Here is a 14,799-nt window from a genome sequence, read left to right as displayed (position 1 = left end):
CCGCCCGCGTGAGATCATGGAGCCATGCCGGCTGACACGCTTCCTCTGGTGGCGGCGGTCGACATCATCCGCCTGGTCGGCAAGGACGCCTACGAGCGCGCCCGCCCCTACGCCAAGGGTGGCGCGGTGTCGGCGCTGCACTGGAATCCCGCCGATGGCCAGCTGTTCAGCGAGGTGCAGGGCACCGGGCCACGCCCGTATCGCTGCCGCATCGAGCTGATCCCGGCGGGCAAGGGCTTCAGCCGCCCGACCACCGGCGACTGCAGCTGCCCGATGACCTTCGACTGCAAGCATGTGGCCGCCACCCTGCTCGCCAGCAACACCGAGCACCTGCGCCAAGACCAGGATGTCCCGGCCACCCTGCAGGCCACCCAGGCTGCCACCCGCGACCAGCCGGCCTGGAAATCGGCGCTCGACGCATTGACCGGGGCGCCGGGGGCCACCGCCGCCGACCAGACCACGGCGATGGGTCTGCAGTTCGAGCTGCGGGAACAGACGCCCCGCTCCCGGGACCGCTGGCGCGGCGCCACCGCCCGGCCGGCCACCGCCGCCAGCCGCGGCGAGCTCCGGCTCGGCATCCGCCCGGCGATGCAGAGCGCCGCAGGCAACTGGGTCAAGGGCAACCTCACCTGGGGCAGCTTCGGCTACCAGGTGAACCGCCTCAACCTGAACCCCGAGCACCACCGGGTGTTCTCCGAACTGCTTGCCCTGCAGCGGGCGCAACGCGGCACCTACCTCGGCCAGGACGCCGAATGGCTCTACCTCGACGATTTCCCGAGCCCGCTGCTCTGGAACGTGCTCGACGAAGCCCGGCGGCTCGACATTCCGTTCCTCAGCAGCAAGAAGGGCGGCACCGTCACACTCGGCGAGCACGCCGCGGTGAGCCTCGATGCGGTGCGCGACGCACCAGACTCCGACCTACATCTGACTGCCCTCCTCACCATCGACGGGCATCGTCACCCGCCGGAGACCGCCGGCGCCATCGCCGATCACGGGGTGTACTGCTACTCCTTCCAGCCGACCCTCGCGATCACCCTCGCACCGACCACCGACACGCTCACCGACGAGCACCGCCGGCTGCTCGGACATCCGGGAGCGGTCGTGATCCCCAGCGCCGACGTGCCAGAGTTCCTGAGCGACTACTTCCCCACCCTGCGCCGACGGGTCAGCATCGCGAGCTCCGACGCGTCGGTGCAGCTGCCCGAGCTGCTGCCGCCCACCCTCGTGCTCACCGCCCAGTTCGCCCCGAAGCACACGCTGAAGCTGCAGTGGCACTGGCAGTACGAGACCGGGCGGATTCCGCTCGACGGCGCTCCCGGCGGTGGCCTCAGCACCGGCCGCGGCACGGCGGCGGCCGACGACCCGGACCGAGATCCCGACACCGAGCGCGAGCTGCTGGCCGCCGCCGAGCAGGTGCTGCAACGGCCGCTCGAACCGGCGACCACTCTCAAGGGCATCGATGCCGCCGAATTCGCCGACCGCAGCCTGCCGACCCTTGAGGCGCTGGACGGCATCCGGGTCGACATCCTCGGCGAGAAGCCCGACTACCGCGAGCTGACCGAGCCGCCGAAGCTCACCGTGAGCACCGTCGAGACCGACCAGCGCGACTGGTTCGACCTCGGCGTGATCGTCACCATCAAGGACAAGAAGATCCCGTTCGGGCCGTTGTTCGCGGCGCTCTCCCGGGGCAAGCCCAAGTTGCTGCTGACCGATGGCAGCTACCTGTCGTTGAAGCAGCCGGTGTTCGACCAGCTGCGCGAGCTGCTCGCCGAAGCCGAGACGCTGGACGAGTGGGACACCGGCGTGCGGATCAGTCGCTACCAGGCGAGCCTGTGGTCCGATTTCGAGGATCTCGCCGATGAGACCGACGAAGCGGTGGGCTGGCGGTCGGCGGTGAGCGGTCTGCGGGACCTAACGAGCATCGACCCCACTCCCCTGCCCGCGACGGTGAACGCCGAGCTGCGGCCGTACCAGCAGGAGGGCTTCCACTGGCTCGCGTTCCTCTGGCAGCACGGCCTCGGCGGCATCCTCGCCGATGACATGGGCCTTGGCAAGACCCTGCAGGCCCTCGCGCTGGTCGCCCACGCGCGCCAGGTGGGTGGCGACATCCGCCCGTTCCTCGTCGTGGCGCCGACCTCGGTGGTGTCGAACTGGGTGAGCGAGGCGGGGCGCTTCACGCCGGAACTCACGGTTGCCGCCATCACAGCCACCGAGGCGAAGAGTCGGATGTCGCTGGCCGACGCCACCCGCGGCGCCGACCTGGTGGTCACCTCGTATGCGCTGTTCCGGCTGGATTTCGAGAAGTATCAGGCGCTCGGTTGGGCGGGACTGATCCTCGACGAGGCGCAGTTCGTGAAGAACCGCACCGCCCGCGTGCACATCTGCGCCCGCGAGCTGTCCACCCCGTTCAAGCTGGCGATCACCGGCACTCCGATGGAGAACACGCTGCTGGAGCTGCACGCGCTGCTGGCGATTGTGGCGCCGGGACTGTTTCCGTCGGCCAGTCGCTTTGCCGAGGAGTACCAGCGGCCGATCGAGGGGGTCGGCAGCCCGGCGCAACTGGCCAAGTTGCGTCGCCGCATCCGCCCGTTGATGATGCGGCGCACCAAGGAGCTGGTGGCATCCGATCTGCCCGCCAAGCAGGAGCAAGTGCTGCCGATCGACCTCGAGCCGCGGCACCGCAAGCTGTACGACACGTTCCTGCAGCGGGAACGGCAGAAGCTGCTCGGGCTGATCGACGACCTCGACAAGAACCGGTTCATCGTGTTCCGTTCGCTGACCCTGTTGCGGATGCTCAGCCTCGACGCGTCGCTGATCGACGAGAAGTACGCGTCGGTGCCCTCCAGCAAGCTCGACGCGCTGTTCGAGCAGCTGGAGGATGTGCTCGCCGAGGGGCACCGGGCGCTGATCTTCAGCCAGTTCACCTCATTCCTCGGCAAGGCGGCGGCACGGTTCGAGGCGCAGGGCATCCCCTACGCGTACCTGGACGGGTCGACCACCCGGCGGGCCGAGGTGATCAACGGGTTCAAGGATGGCGCGGCGCCGGTATTCCTGATCAGCCTGAAGGCCGGCGGCTTCGGCCTGAACCTGACCGAGGCCGACTATGTGTTCCTGCTCGACCCCTGGTGGAACCCGGCGACCGAGGCGCAGGCGGTGGACCGCACCCACCGGATCGGGCAGACCCAGAACGTGATGGTCTACCGGATGGTCGCCACCGGCACCATCGAGGAGAAGGTGATGGCGCTGAAGGAGCGCAAGGCGCGCCTGTTCGACTCGGTGATGGATGACGACGCCACCTTCAGCTCCACCCTGACCGCGGACGATATCCGCGCGCTGCTGGAGCCGTAAGCGCGCGAGATGAGGCGTGAGCGCTCGCGTAAGGTGCGCGCGGTCGAGTGAGGTCTGGAGAACGGCCCTTCCCACGCGTCAGGAACAACCAAACGCCAGACCTCAGCAGCCGGGCCTCACGCGAACGAGTAGGGCTCACGCGTGAGGTCTGGCAATCGGTTCTTCCCGGAGGTCGGGAAGGACTAAACGCCAGACCTCAGCACACCGCGTTCGAACCTGTCGAGGCCGACCCGCGCAGCACTCGCGACCTACTTGTACGGGTTCGGGGTCAGGGTGTACTTGGTTTCCAGGTACTCGTGGATGCCCTCGGCACCGCCCTCGCGGCCGAGGCCGGACTGCTTGACTCCGCCGAACGGGGCGGCCGCGTTGGAGACGACGCCCACGTTCAGGCCCATCATGCCGGTGTCGATCTGGTCGATCAGCCGCTGCCCACGCTTGAAGTCCTCGGTGAACACGTAGCCGACCAGCCCGTATTCGGAGTCGTTCGCGATCCGGATGGCGTCGGCCTCGTCGCTGAACCGGATGATCGAGACCACCGGGCCGAAGATCTCCTCGACCTTGATCGCCATGCCGTCGCCGACCCGGTCGAGCACTGTCGGTTCGAAGAAGCTGCCCGGACCCTCGATCGCCGAGCCACCGGCGAGCAGTTCCGCACCCTTGGCGACCGCGTCATCCACCAGGCGCGTGGTGTTGGTCACCGCCTTGCCGTCGATCAGCGGGCCGATCGTGACGCCCTCTTCCGTGCCACGGCCGATCTTCATCGCCTTCACCCGCTCGGCCAGCCGCGCCGCGAACTCGTCGGCGATGCTGTCCTGCACGATGAACCGGTTCGCGGCGGTGCAGGCCTGGCCGATGTTGCGGAACTTCGCAATCATCGCCCCGTCCAGCGCCTTGTCCAGGTCGGCGTCCTCAAACACGACGAACGGGGCGTTGCCGCCGAGTTCCATCGAGGTGCGCAGCACATTGTCCGCGGCCTGCTTGAGCAGCGCCACCCCGACCGGGGTCGAGCCGGTGAAGGACACCTTGCGCAGCCGCGGGTCGGCCATCAGCGTCTCGGACAGCTTGCCGGTGGCGGTGGTGGTGATCACGTTCACCACACCCTTGGGCAGTCCGGCCTCCTCCAGCAGCGCCACTAGCGCCAGGGTGGTCAGCGGGGTCAGCGTCGCGGGCTTGATCACCACGGTGCAGCCGGCGGCGAGTGCCGGGCCGAGCTTGCGGGTGGCCATCGCCAGCGGGAAGTTCCACGGGGTGATCAGGTACACCGGTCCCACGGGGCGCTGGGTCACGATCATCGTGCCGGTGCCCTCGGGGTTAGTGCCGTAGCGCCCGGCGATTCGCACGGCCTCCTCGCTGAACCAGCGCAGGAACTCGCCGCCGTAGGCGACCTCGCCGCGGGCCTCGGCGAGCGGCTTGCCCATCTCGAGGGTCATCAGCAGCGCGAAGTCCTCCTTGCGCTCCTGCAGGAGATCGAACGCTTTGCGCAGGATCTCCCCGCGCACCCGGGGCGGGGTGGCCGCCCACTCTGTCTGGGTCGCCGCGGCGGCATCCAGTGCCCGAACCCCGTCGGCGACCGACGCGTCGGCGATCGTGCGGATCACCTCACCGGTGGCCGGGTCGGACACGTCGATGGTCTTGCCGTCCTCGGCGTCGACCCATGCGCCGCCGATGAACAGCTGGTTCGGAACCGACTCGAGCAGCGCTGCTTCGGTGATCAGTTGGGTGTCGATAGTCGTCATGTCAGTAATCGTAGGCCCCGCGCTCGCGCACCCCTGCCGCCACCGGCGGCTCTTTCGTCGGTTCTCCAATTCATGAGGGGTGAAAAACGGGCTGACAACAGTAGCGCAAGAAGGGTGACTGCCCAGTCAACGCCGACTCCGCACATCCGGCAGTAGGGCTTTCGCCGATCTCCCCCGCACAGCCCCCAGCCATACTCCCGTCCCATACGCCAGATCGTCCAGTCGTCGGGCAACGCCGAAGCGAACTGGATCGAGTGCCGAGTCGGTGCGTCGATGTTCCACCACGGCATCAGCGATTGCCGCGGCGAGGACAGCGCGTCGGAGACGTTTCGAGAACAGGCAGCCAACAACCGTCATAGGCCACCAATGCCTCAGCAGCAATTCCCCGGTCTGGGCAAGAGCGCTCACGAGCCCACTGCCGGTGAGCCACAGACCAAGCCGCATCGGATGGCTGCTGCGCCCGAGCTTCGACGCGATTCGCACCGCCGTTATCGCCGAAATGGCACCGGCCACCGGCAGCGACCAGCGCCGTTGCGCCAGCAGTGCGAGCACAGCTGCGACGCTCCACGCTGAGAGCACCGCGGGGGCCACGTTGTGGCCGTGCCGCAGCGCGAGGGAATGCGCGCCCGTACCGTAAAACGTCTTGCGCGCGAGCCAGTCGCCGATCCGCACCCGGTGTTCGTGCTGTGCCTGCACCGCCGGTTCGTAGCGGACGCGCCAGCCGCGGCCTGCAAGCCGCCAGACCAGGTCAACGTCTTCAGCGACTCGCATGTCGTCGCTGAACCCGCCATCGAGAGCCTCGACTCGGGCGAGCAGGCACGCAGCGGGCAGCCAGGACACCGGAGCACGGGGACGCACGATGCTCGGATAACGGCCGAGGTCCAGGGAAGATCGCGCCTCCTCATACTGGCTCACCCAGCCGGCTCTGCCGTGCTCGACTAGGCCGGCTATGCGCGGGGCGACCAAGGCCACGGCCGGGTCTGCGAAGTGCCGAGCGAGCATCGGAATCGTGTTCGGGTCCACCACCATGTCAGAGTCGATGAAGGCGACGTACTCGCTGCTGACCAACCGGAGGCCAGCATTGCGCGCGCCGGCTGGCCCGACGTTGATCGGCAGCCGCACGAGCCGGGCTCCGTGCCTGCCGACCACATGAGCGATGTCGTCGCGGCGCAGCGACTGGTCATCGACAACGATCACCTCGATGCCCGATCCGAGGCTGCCCAGCAACCGGTCGAGGGCGGCTGGGCGATCCCGGGCAGGCACGACGACGGTGACTGACGCATCCGCCGCGGCGGGCAGCGCGGCCAGAACCGGGTCGGCCATGCCGTTCTCGAGGAGCCGATCGGCAAGCCGCTCGGTGGTGTCGTCGGTGACACGAAGGATGCCGCCCACAAGCAGCCTGCGGGCGACCTCGGACAGGTACACCACTCGCGTCGGGGCGCCGCCGACCAGCACGCGCCCGTCGTCCTTGACCCGCACCCGGTGGTTCAGTCGCACGCTGAATCCGCGCGGCAGCGTCACGAGACCGACCCGGCGGATGCCTCGACCATGGGGTGCGCCAGACGGCTGCGGTCGTCCGGAGCCCGGCTCTCGACGCTCTGTTGGGCGCGGGAGACCATCGCGTGAAACAGCGTTTCGCCCTCCGCTGCGCTTGCTCCAGTCGGATCACCAAGAACACCGGATGGGGAAACGGAGCGAACGCCGCCCCGGGTCAACTCGGGCATCAGGACGCTGAGCGGTGACGTGTTACCTGGGGTGGCTCGGGACATCACCACGCTGTGCGGGGCGAGATACAGCATCAGAGAGGTTTCAGTGCGTCCGGCATGGGCGTCGGCGCCGGACAGCGCGCACGATGTCCAGGCGATGTCGTGCTGCTCGGCGCTCAGTTGTGCCACCGCGGAGGCGAGGGTGGCAACGTTGCCACCGTGCCCGTTGATCAGCACGATGCGGCCGGCCCACCTCGACAGCGAGCGCACCAGCTCGATCAGCAGCATCCGAAGCGCTGTCTGCCCGATCGAGACGGTGCCTGGGAACGCCTCGTGCTCACCGCTTGCTCCGTACGCGATCGTGGGGGCGACGACGGTCGACTGATCGGGGGCCAGCAGGTCGGCGACTTCGCACGCGACCGCCCTCGCGATCACGCAATCGGTGTCGACCGGCAGGTGTGGGCCGTGCTGCTCGGTTGATCCGACCGGCACCAGAACGAGCGGCCGTGTCGAAAGCGACATCCACGTTGACTGTGCGAGTTGTATCGCCATCTGAAACATGCCCTTCCACTACTGCGCTGTCTCTGCGGCACCAGGAACCTGCGCCGCACCAGAAATGGTCGGGCGCGACCGCTTCACGGCAGGCTCCACCAGGAGCGAGTCGCCGGAGACCTGTCCGCCGAGCACTCGAGTGAATCCCTGCGGGATGGAGAGGTCTTCGGGCACGAGGTCGTGAATGGAGGCGCGTCCGAGCCCCATCAGGGCCGAGTCGATCCCACCGCGCAGGATGTCGAGCACGTTCTCGACGCCCGCCTGCCCGTTCGCTGCCAGCCCCCAGAGGTACGCCCGGCCGATCATCACGGCTCGAGCGCCGAGCGCGACCGCCTTCACCACATCGCTGCCGCGACGGATGCCGCCATCCAACAACACCTCGACCTGCTCCCCCACCGCCTTGACGACCGAGGGGAGCACACGGATCGTGGCCGGCGTGCTGTCCAGATTGTTGCCGCCATGGTTCGACACCGAGATGGCGGTCACCCCCGCGTCGACGGCCCGCTTCGCATCATCGACCCGGGTGATGCCTTTCAGCATGAACGGGCCACCCCATTGCTCGCGCAGCCATCCCACGTCGTCCCAGGTGGCCGGCGGGGTTTGCATCCACTCGCCGTATGCCCCGAAGAATGTGGGTGACGGTTCTCCTGGCAGGTCCAGGTTCGGCGCGGTCAGATCAGGCAGACGGCCCGATCGCACGTAGTCGAGCAACCACTGCGGGCGGACTATTGCCGACGGCGCGAATCGCATCATAGCCTTCAGATTCAGGCGTTCCGGGATGGCTGGGCTCCCCCAGTCGCGCCCGGTTGAGAACGACCAGTCCAGGGTTGCGATCAGACCCTTCGCACCTGCGGCCCGCGCGCGGTCCATTCGGTGCAGCATGTCGTCGCGGGTGCCCGTCCAATACACCTGGAAGAACGTCTGAGGGTTGGCGGCCACGACGTCTTCGATCGCCCTGCTCGCAAACGAACTCAGCCCCATCACCGTGCCTCGATTGGCGGCCGCCCGCGCGACCGCGACTTCGCCCTCCGGATACACGGCCTGCACTCCGGTGGGCGAGATGATTACCGGCAGTGAGATCTGCTGGCCCATCACCTCGGTCGAAAGTTCGCGAGTCGCCGGTACGTGCGCGACGTGCGGCGCGAAGCCGAGCTCGCTGAAGGCCCGAATGTTGTCGCGGTACGTCACGCCCTTCTCGGACCCGGCGACCAGCGCTTTGTACACGGGAAGCGGCAGCCTCTTACGTGCGCGGCGCTGCGCCTCGGCGACCGTCTCGAACCACGGGTTCTGGAACATCATCGTCTCCTCACGATTCTCAGCTCTCTCAGCTGCGGAACAGCTCGCTCAGCGCGGGCGCCACGTCGCGGTGACTCCGCATCAGGTGCAGCGAACCATGCCCGAGGCGTGCCAGTTCTCGGCCGAGTTCAATGTCTTTCTCGCCGCTTATGTCGAGCAGCACATCCAGCCGCGGCAGCCGTGCTGCGTATGGCCTCGGGTCGGGGCCGGCGTTGTGTACGCAGTCGGAGAGCAGGAGCACCCTGGCCTCGCGGGCCGGTACTCGTTCCAGCTGCTTGGCCGCGATTTCCAGCGGGAAAGCCACGTTGGTCAGGCCACGGGCCGGGATGCGCAGCATCGACTCCAGCAGGTCCATGGGTTGCACCTCCTGGCCGAGCGGCAGCAGGATCGCGGCATCCGACCAGAATGCGATCACCGCCAAGGCGTCCCGGTGCAGTTCCGCGGCGAGCGCGCCGACGGTCGCCGCGGCGGTCTGCACTCGCTCGCCCTTCATCGATCCCGAGACGTCGACGGCGAGCACGACGGAGCGCCTGGTTCGCACCCGCTCGCGCACGATGATGTCCTCGTCGTCGGGCACCGGCCGTTCCGCCAGCATCTCGATGCTGGCGTCGAGGTCGATCTCGTCGGAGCCGCCGCGGTAGGGCAGGCTGGCCAGGTCGCCGACACCGCGATGTGACGAGGAATCGGTGCGGGGCCGCGGCACCGAGAGCCGCGCGGCAATCTGCCGGGCGCGCGCCCGCACGAGCGGGTCAACGCTGGCTTGCTCATCGGGTGTCAGCAAGCGCGCCTCGTCGTCGGTGAACCCGGTTTCGGTGGTGCCCGGACGCTTCGGCGCCGCGCCGGTCCGCGGCGACGGTCGCGCGCGCATCGCGGTGCCGCCCTTACCGGGGACCGCCTCGAACACCACGGGTTCCTCCTCCAGCTGCTTCGGGGTGCGCCTGAGCGGCCTGGTTGACATCTGACGCGGTGTTGTCGACTCGCGTCTCAGGGGCGTGTCCGCCTCGACGGCTCTTCACCCCGGAGCCGCCTGCGCCGGTTCGAGGATGAAGTGGTCCTCCCAGATCTCCCGCAGCACATGCTCGGGCGTCGACTCGACGGCGTCGTCGAGGTGGATGCGACCGGACAGCGCGACCACCATGGCGTCGTATGCGAGTTCCCGGTAACCCTTGTCATCCGGTGACTCCACGCCGCGCAGTTCGGCGAGTTCTCGGGCGACCAGCACCAAATCGATCGCGCCGCGGACACTGCTGCCCTGTCGGATGTCGGGGTGTCGTCGAGTCGCGCGGGTGACCGCCACAGCGTCCGCGATCAGCTGCTCGCCGAGGGCACCGGTTGCTGCGCGGAGCGCGACGATCCCGCGCTCTGCCTCGGCATCCTGGTAGCCGATCGAAAGGCGGTTCAGGCGGTCGTGCACGCTGGTGGAGAGTCGGGAGGTTCCCACGTTGTCGTACGGATTCATCGACGCGATCACCCGGAACGTGGGTGCTGCCTTGATAGTGCCCACACGCGGGATGGTGAGCGACCGGTCGGCCATCGCGGTGAGCAGGGTGTTCAGGGTGTCTTCTGGGGCGCGGTTGAATTCCTCGATATAGAGGAACCCGCCCGTGCGCATTGCCTCGGTCAGCGGACCGGCGACGAAGTTGTCTGCACTGTAGTCCTCGCGCAACACCCGAGCCGGGTTGTGGTGGCCGACGAGCTTGGTCGGAGTGAGATCGGCATTGCCCTCAACAAACAGCAGCGGGATGCCCCATTCCTCGGTGATGGCTTTCAACATCGTGGTCTTGCTGGTGCCCGGCGGGCCTTCCAGCACGATGTCGCGACCGGCGGCGACGGCCGCGAGCGTGAGTTCAAGCTCACGCTCGCGGCCGACGAGGTGCGCCGCCACCCGGCGTCTGTTGTCTGCGAGGTTGTGGGTAGTCACTGGATTCTCCTCGAGGGTGGTCGCCGTGTCAGTCATGCGGCTGGCGCTCCTTCACCGGGTTGTTGTTGACGCCTGGTAGATCACTACTTGACGAACGCGCCGGCGTCGACCGGCAGTGGGACGCCGGTGATGTACCGGGCCTCCTCGGATGCGAGGAACAGGACGGCGTTGCTGATGTCCAGTGCCTCTACCCACGGGATCGGGAGGGCGTTCATCTGGATCGCTGCCTCACCCATGTCCTCCTTGGTCGGGTTCTCGAGGTCGGGCCGGAAGAGCCGGTAGGTGGCGTCGTTGGCGATCATCGGCGTGTCCACCGTGGTGGGGTGAATCGAGTTGACCCTGATCATGTCCGGCGCGAGCTCGAGGGCGAGGGTGCGCATCAGGCCGACCACCCCATGCTTGGCCGACACATAATGGGCGATGTTCGGGTACCCGAACAGGCCGGCGTCCGAACTCGTGAGGATGATCGAGCCGCCGCGTCCGCTCGACTTGAGATGCGGGATGGTCGCCTTGCAGGTGCGCCAGACGCCGGCGAGGTTCACGTCCAGCATGTCCATGAAGATCTCATCGCTGAGTTCCTCGGACGGGGCCATCTGCGTTGAGATGCCGGCGTTGGCGGAGACGATGTCGAGTCGTCCCAGTTGGGCGACGCCGTCATCGACCGCCTTCTTCACCTGGTCGTAGTCGCGCACGTCGGCCTTGGTGGCGATGATGCGCCGGTCAAGCGCCTCCACCTGCCGTACGGTCTCCGCCAGGTCTTCCTCCGTCGCCGCGGCATACGGTGCGCCTGGCACTTCCTCCATGACATCGATGCCGATGATGTCGGCGCCTTCCTGAGCCAGCCGGATCGCGTGGCTTCGCCCCTGCCCTCGCGCCGCTCCAGTGATGAATGCGACCTTGCCGTCTAAACGTCCCATTGCGTGCTCCTTAGTTTCGTTTGTCGTTACTTGGTTGGTTTGTTACGGGTGATGTCGTTCCTGCGCCGTCGCGCTACTTGGTGGTGGCGCCGGCGTCCACCGGCAGCATCACGCCGGTGATGTACCTGGCTTCGTCCGAAGCGAGGAACAGCACGGCATTGCTGATGTCGACCGGGTCGACCCACGGCACGGGCAGCGCGTTCATCGCGGTAGACGCCTCGGCGAACTCGTCCTGGGTGGGGTTCTCAAGGTCCGGCCGGAACAGCTTGTACAGCGTCTCGTTCTGGATCATGTCGGTGTCCACCGAGGTCGGGTGCACGGTGTTGACGCGGATCATGTCCGGGGCAAGCTCCAGCGCGAGCGTGCGCATCAGGCCGACGACGCCGTGCTTGGATGCCACGTAGTGGGCGAAGTTCTGGAACCCCTTGATCCCGGCGGTCGAGCTCGTGAGGGTGATCGAGCCGCCGTTGCCTCCTGCCTTGAGGTGCGGAATCGCCGCCTTGCAGGTGCGCCAGACTCCAGCGAGGTTCACGTTGAGGGTGTCCATGAATATCTCGTCGCTGAGCTCCTCGGCCTTGCCCGCGAGGGTGAAGATGCCGGCGTTGGCCGCGACGATGTCCAGTCGACCGAGCTGAGCCACCCCGTCGTCCACTGCTTCCCTCAGCTGGCCAAAATCGCGCACATCGGCCTTCGTGGCGATGATGCGGCGGTCGAGGGCCTCGATCTGCCGGACGGTCTCGGCGAGGTCCTCTTCGGTGGCCGACGCATACGGTGCGCCGGGGATCTCATCCATCACGTCGATGCCGATGATGTCGGCACCCTCCTGAGCAAGCCGCAGCGCGTGGCTCCGACCCTGCCCTCGTGCCGCACCGGTGACGAACGCCACCTTGCCATCCAAACGTCCCATGACGTCCTCCTCTTTTCGGTTGACGCTTGCTTGTGGCTACTTGATGACCGCGCCGGCGTCCACCGGCAGGGCGACTCCGGTGATGTACCTGGCCTCGTCCGAGGCGAGGTAGAGCACCGCATTGCTGATGTCCACCGACTCGACCCACGGGATCGGCAGCGCGTTCATGCTCTGCGAGGCTGGTGCGAAGTCGTCACGGGTCGGGTGTTCGAGGTCGGGCCGGAACAGCTTCATGGTCGCCTCGTTCATGATCATGGGCGTGTCGACCTGGGTGGGGTGGATCGAATTGACCCTGATCATGTCGGGGGCGAGTTCCAGCGCCAGCGTGCGCATCAGACCGACGACGCCGTGCTTGGCCGCCACATAATGCGAAACGTTTTGGTAGGCCTGCAGCCCGGCGGCGGAACTGGTGAGGATGATCGACCCGCCGCGACCACCCGCCTTGATGTGTGGGATCGCCGCCTTGGCAGTCCGCCAGACTCCCGCGAGATTGACGTCAAGCATGTCCATGAACTGCTCTTCGGTCAGATCCTCGGCGCGGGTGGGCACCGAGCCGATACCCGCGTTGGCTTCAACGATGTCGAGGCGCCCCAGCTGGGCAACCCCGTCATCCACAGCCTTCTTCAGCTGGCCGTAATCACGGACGTCAGCCTTCGTGGCAATAATGCGACGGTCGAGGGCCTCGACCTGCCGCACCGTTTCGGCGAGGTCCTCTTCGGTGGCACCGCTGTATGGGATATTCGGCTGGTCCTCGCACACGTCAATGGCGATGATGTCAGCGCCCTCCTGGGCGAGCCGGATCGCGTGGCTGCGGCCTTGGCCACGTGCTGCTCCGGTGATGAATGCGACCTTGCCGTCTACACGCCCCATTGCGTGCTCCCTTCGGTGTTCTTGATTTCTCTAGAGGTTCAGGCTGAACCCCGCGAGTGGATCTTCTGCGCACGCGCTCACCGGAGGCCGTTCCACTGGCCGCATGCTGAGCGTCAGCGGCACTTTCGTGGTCGTGCGCGGGCGCGGCGGTGACGTGCGGTGCGAGTGGTCGACTGAGGATCTCGGCGTGGCGTCGGCGTCGCGAGCAAGCAGCGCCTGCTCGCCGTAGCCCTGCACGCATTCCGGGTCAGGGCCGTCGAGCGGCAACCCGGTGAAGAATTTCGCCGCCATGCAACCACCCCGGCACGTGTCGAAGAACGCGCAGGAGGAACAGGAGCCGCCAGTTTGCGGGTTGCGCAGTCGGGTGAACAGCTCGGAATTGCGCCACACGTCGGCGAAGCCGCCCGGTGAGCGAACGTTGCCCGCAAGGAACTCGTCGTGGATGGCGAACGGGCATGCGTACACATCGCCGATCGGGTCGATCAGGCAGACAACACGGCCCGCCCCACACAGGTTCAGACCGGGCAGCGACTCGCCGTATGCAGAGAGATGGAAGAAGGAGTCGCCGGTGAGCACGTCGTCACCGTGCGCCACCAGCCAGTCGTAGAGCTCCCGCTGCTGACCCTGCGTCGGGTGCAGTTCGTCCCAGACGTCGGCCCCGCGACCGGACGGGCGCAACCGGGTGAGGCGCAGTTGGGCACTGAACCGGTCGGCGATCGCCTTGAACTCATCGAGTTGTCCGATGTTCTGGCGGGTGCAGACCACGGAGATCTTGAAGCCGGTGAACCCGGCGTCGGCGAGGTTCTGCATCGCTCGCAGCGCGGTGTCATACGAGCCGGGGCCGCGCACATGGTCGTTGACCTCGGCGGTTGCGCCGTCGAGCGAGATCTGCACGTCGACGTAGTCGCTGGTGGCTAAGCGGGTGGCGACATCCGGTGTGATCTTGACGCCGTTGGTCGAGAACTTCACCCCGACATGATGAGCGGTGGCATAGTCGACCAGTTCCCAGAAGTCAGGGCGTACGGTCGGCTCGCCGCCGCCGATGTTCACATAGAACACCTGCATGCGCTCCAGTTCGTCGATCACGGCCTTGCACTCGTCGGTGCTGAGCTCGCGCGAATCGCGGCGGCCCGAGCTTGAGAGGCAATGCACGCAGGAGAGGTTGCATGCGTAGGTGAGTTCCCAGGTGAGGCAAATGGGCGCGTCCAGCCCGTACTCGAATAGGTCGACCAGGCGGGTGGGGGCTGGCGGGGTGTCGAGAATCGTCATGACGCCCTCTCAATGACCATCGAGGATGTCGCAAGGGTGCCAAGCGCACGCTGGTACCGCGGCAGCTCGGTGTCGGTGACCCCGGCCGACATGCAGGCGTCACGGGCGGTCGCCGACACAGCGAGGGACTGCACCACTGCCAGCAGGGTGCGGTCTTTCAAGAACGACAGCTTGCGAGTTCCGAAGTGGTACAGCAGGGCTCCGAATGGCTCCGGCCGAACCGACACCTGCGGGTGAAGCTGCCACGGACAATCCAAATCGACGGTGTGCATGGCGT

General features: G+C 67.2%; 12 protein-coding genes. 1 reads left to right on the top strand and 11 read right to left on the bottom strand.

Annotated features, from left to right (window positions below; translation table 11 throughout):
• The first annotated feature begins 24 nt into the window (after positions 1–24).
• Positions 25–3,348, top strand: coding sequence for a DEAD/DEAH box helicase (locus HCT51_RS05185; RefSeq protein ID WP_166870978.1), 3,324 nt, complete (start codon positions 25–27; stop codon positions 3,346–3,348).
• A 248-nt stretch (positions 3,349–3,596) separates the two neighbouring features.
• On the opposite strand, the gene HCT51_RS05180 is transcribed toward HCT51_RS05185, so the two are convergent.
• The 11 genes from HCT51_RS05180 to mftB all read right to left on the bottom strand — a co-directional run bounded on the left by HCT51_RS05180 (position 3,597) and on the right by mftB (position 14,794).
• A complete protein-coding gene (locus HCT51_RS05180; protein WP_166870975.1) occupies positions 3,597–5,084 on the bottom strand; it encodes an NAD-dependent succinate-semialdehyde dehydrogenase in 1,488 nt (495 codons plus the stop codon).
• A 126-nt stretch (positions 5,085–5,210) separates the two neighbouring features.
• Positions 5,211–6,581, bottom strand: coding sequence for a mycofactocin biosynthesis glycosyltransferase MftF (gene mftF / locus HCT51_RS05175; RefSeq protein WP_224760679.1), 1,371 nt, complete (start codon positions 6,579–6,581; stop codon positions 5,211–5,213).
• 20 nt (positions 6,582–6,601) lie between these two features.
• Positions 6,602–7,342 (bottom strand): mycofactocin biosynthesis peptidyl-dipeptidase MftE, encoded by a 741-nt coding sequence (gene mftE, locus HCT51_RS05170; RefSeq protein ID WP_166870971.1) that lies wholly within the window; start codon positions 7,340–7,342, stop codon positions 6,602–6,604.
• 18 nt (positions 7,343–7,360) lie between these two features.
• The gene (gene mftD, locus HCT51_RS05165) at positions 7,361–8,638 is read right to left on the bottom strand and encodes a pre-mycofactocin synthase MftD (RefSeq protein WP_166871372.1); all 1,278 of its coding nucleotides are present in this window, start codon (positions 8,636–8,638) and stop codon (positions 7,361–7,363) included.
• A gap of 28 nt (positions 8,639–8,666) precedes the next feature.
• Positions 8,667–9,596 (bottom strand): vWA domain-containing protein, encoded by a 930-nt coding sequence (locus tag HCT51_RS05160; protein ID WP_166870969.1) that lies wholly within the window; start codon positions 9,594–9,596, stop codon positions 8,667–8,669.
• A 54-nt stretch (positions 9,597–9,650) separates the two neighbouring features.
• Entirely contained in the window at positions 9,651–10,595 is a 945-nt protein-coding gene (locus HCT51_RS05155; RefSeq protein ID WP_166870967.1) for an AAA family ATPase, read from the bottom strand.
• Positions 10,596–10,642: 47 nt separating this feature from the next.
• Positions 10,643–11,476, bottom strand: a complete 834-nt coding sequence (locus tag HCT51_RS05150; RefSeq protein ID WP_166870964.1) for a mycofactocin-coupled SDR family oxidoreductase — start codon at positions 11,474–11,476, stop codon at positions 10,643–10,645.
• Positions 11,477–11,549: 73 nt separating this feature from the next.
• Positions 11,550–12,383 carry a mycofactocin-coupled SDR family oxidoreductase gene (locus HCT51_RS05145; RefSeq protein WP_166870962.1) on the bottom strand — a complete coding sequence of 278 codons (834 nt, stop codon included), beginning with the start codon at positions 12,381–12,383 and terminating at the stop codon, positions 11,550–11,552.
• A 36-nt stretch (positions 12,384–12,419) separates the two neighbouring features.
• Positions 12,420–13,253 carry a mycofactocin-coupled SDR family oxidoreductase gene (locus HCT51_RS05140; protein WP_166870960.1) on the bottom strand — a complete coding sequence of 278 codons (834 nt, stop codon included), beginning with the start codon at positions 13,251–13,253 and terminating at the stop codon, positions 12,420–12,422.
• Between the two features lie 30 nt (positions 13,254–13,283).
• The gene (gene mftC, locus HCT51_RS05135) at positions 13,284–14,522 is read right to left on the bottom strand and encodes a mycofactocin radical SAM maturase (protein WP_166870958.1); all 1,239 of its coding nucleotides are present in this window, start codon (positions 14,520–14,522) and stop codon (positions 13,284–13,286) included.
• Complete coding sequence (gene mftB, locus HCT51_RS05130) at positions 14,519–14,794, bottom strand: mycofactocin biosynthesis chaperone MftB (protein WP_166870956.1); 276 nt, start codon at positions 14,792–14,794, stop codon at positions 14,519–14,521. The genes mftC and mftB overlap by 4 nt, the downstream gene beginning before the upstream one ends.
• Positions 14,795–14,799 lie beyond the last annotated feature (5 nt).

Origin of the sequence: Salinibacterium sp. ZJ450 (genome assembly GCF_011751885.2) — a bacterium.
In the GTDB taxonomy this organism is placed as follows: domain Bacteria; phylum Actinomycetota; class Actinomycetes; order Actinomycetales; family Microbacteriaceae; genus Ruicaihuangia.
The sequence above is the reverse complement of the archived record's forward strand: the minus strand, read 5'-3'. Positions and strand labels throughout refer to the sequence as shown.

Excerpts from the sequence above, each read along its gene's own strand:
- HCT51_RS05145 (WP_166870962.1), bottom strand. The coding sequence starts at position 12,383 with ATGGGACGTTTGGATGGCAAGGTGGCGTTCGTCACCGGTGCGGCACGA.
- HCT51_RS05180 (WP_166870975.1), bottom strand. The coding sequence starts at position 5,084 with ATGACGACTATCGACACCCAACTGATCACCGAAGCAGCGCTGCTCGAG.
- mftE (WP_166870971.1), bottom strand. The coding sequence starts at position 7,342 with ATGGCGATACAACTCGCACAGTCAACGTGGATGTCGCTTTCGACACGG.
- mftC (WP_166870958.1), bottom strand. The coding sequence starts at position 14,522 with ATGACGATTCTCGACACCCCGCCAGCCCCCACCCGCCTGGTCGACCTA.
- HCT51_RS05155 (WP_166870967.1), bottom strand. The coding sequence starts at position 10,595 with ATGACTGACACGGCGACCACCCTCGAGGAGAATCCAGTGACTACCCAC.
- HCT51_RS05185 (WP_166870978.1), top strand. The coding sequence starts at position 25 with ATGCCGGCTGACACGCTTCCTCTGGTGGCGGCGGTCGACATCATCCGC.
- HCT51_RS05150 (WP_166870964.1), bottom strand. The coding sequence starts at position 11,476 with ATGGGACGTTTAGACGGCAAGGTCGCATTCATCACTGGAGCGGCGCGA.
- mftD (WP_166871372.1), bottom strand. The coding sequence starts at position 8,638 with ATGTTCCAGAACCCGTGGTTCGAGACGGTCGCCGAGGCGCAGCGCCGC.
- mftB (WP_166870956.1), bottom strand. The coding sequence starts at position 14,794 with ATGCACACCGTCGATTTGGATTGTCCGTGGCAGCTTCACCCGCAGGTG.
- HCT51_RS05140 (WP_166870960.1), bottom strand. The coding sequence starts at position 13,253 with ATGGGGCGTGTAGACGGCAAGGTCGCATTCATCACCGGAGCAGCACGT.
- HCT51_RS05160 (WP_166870969.1), bottom strand. The coding sequence starts at position 9,596 with ATGTCAACCAGGCCGCTCAGGCGCACCCCGAAGCAGCTGGAGGAGGAA.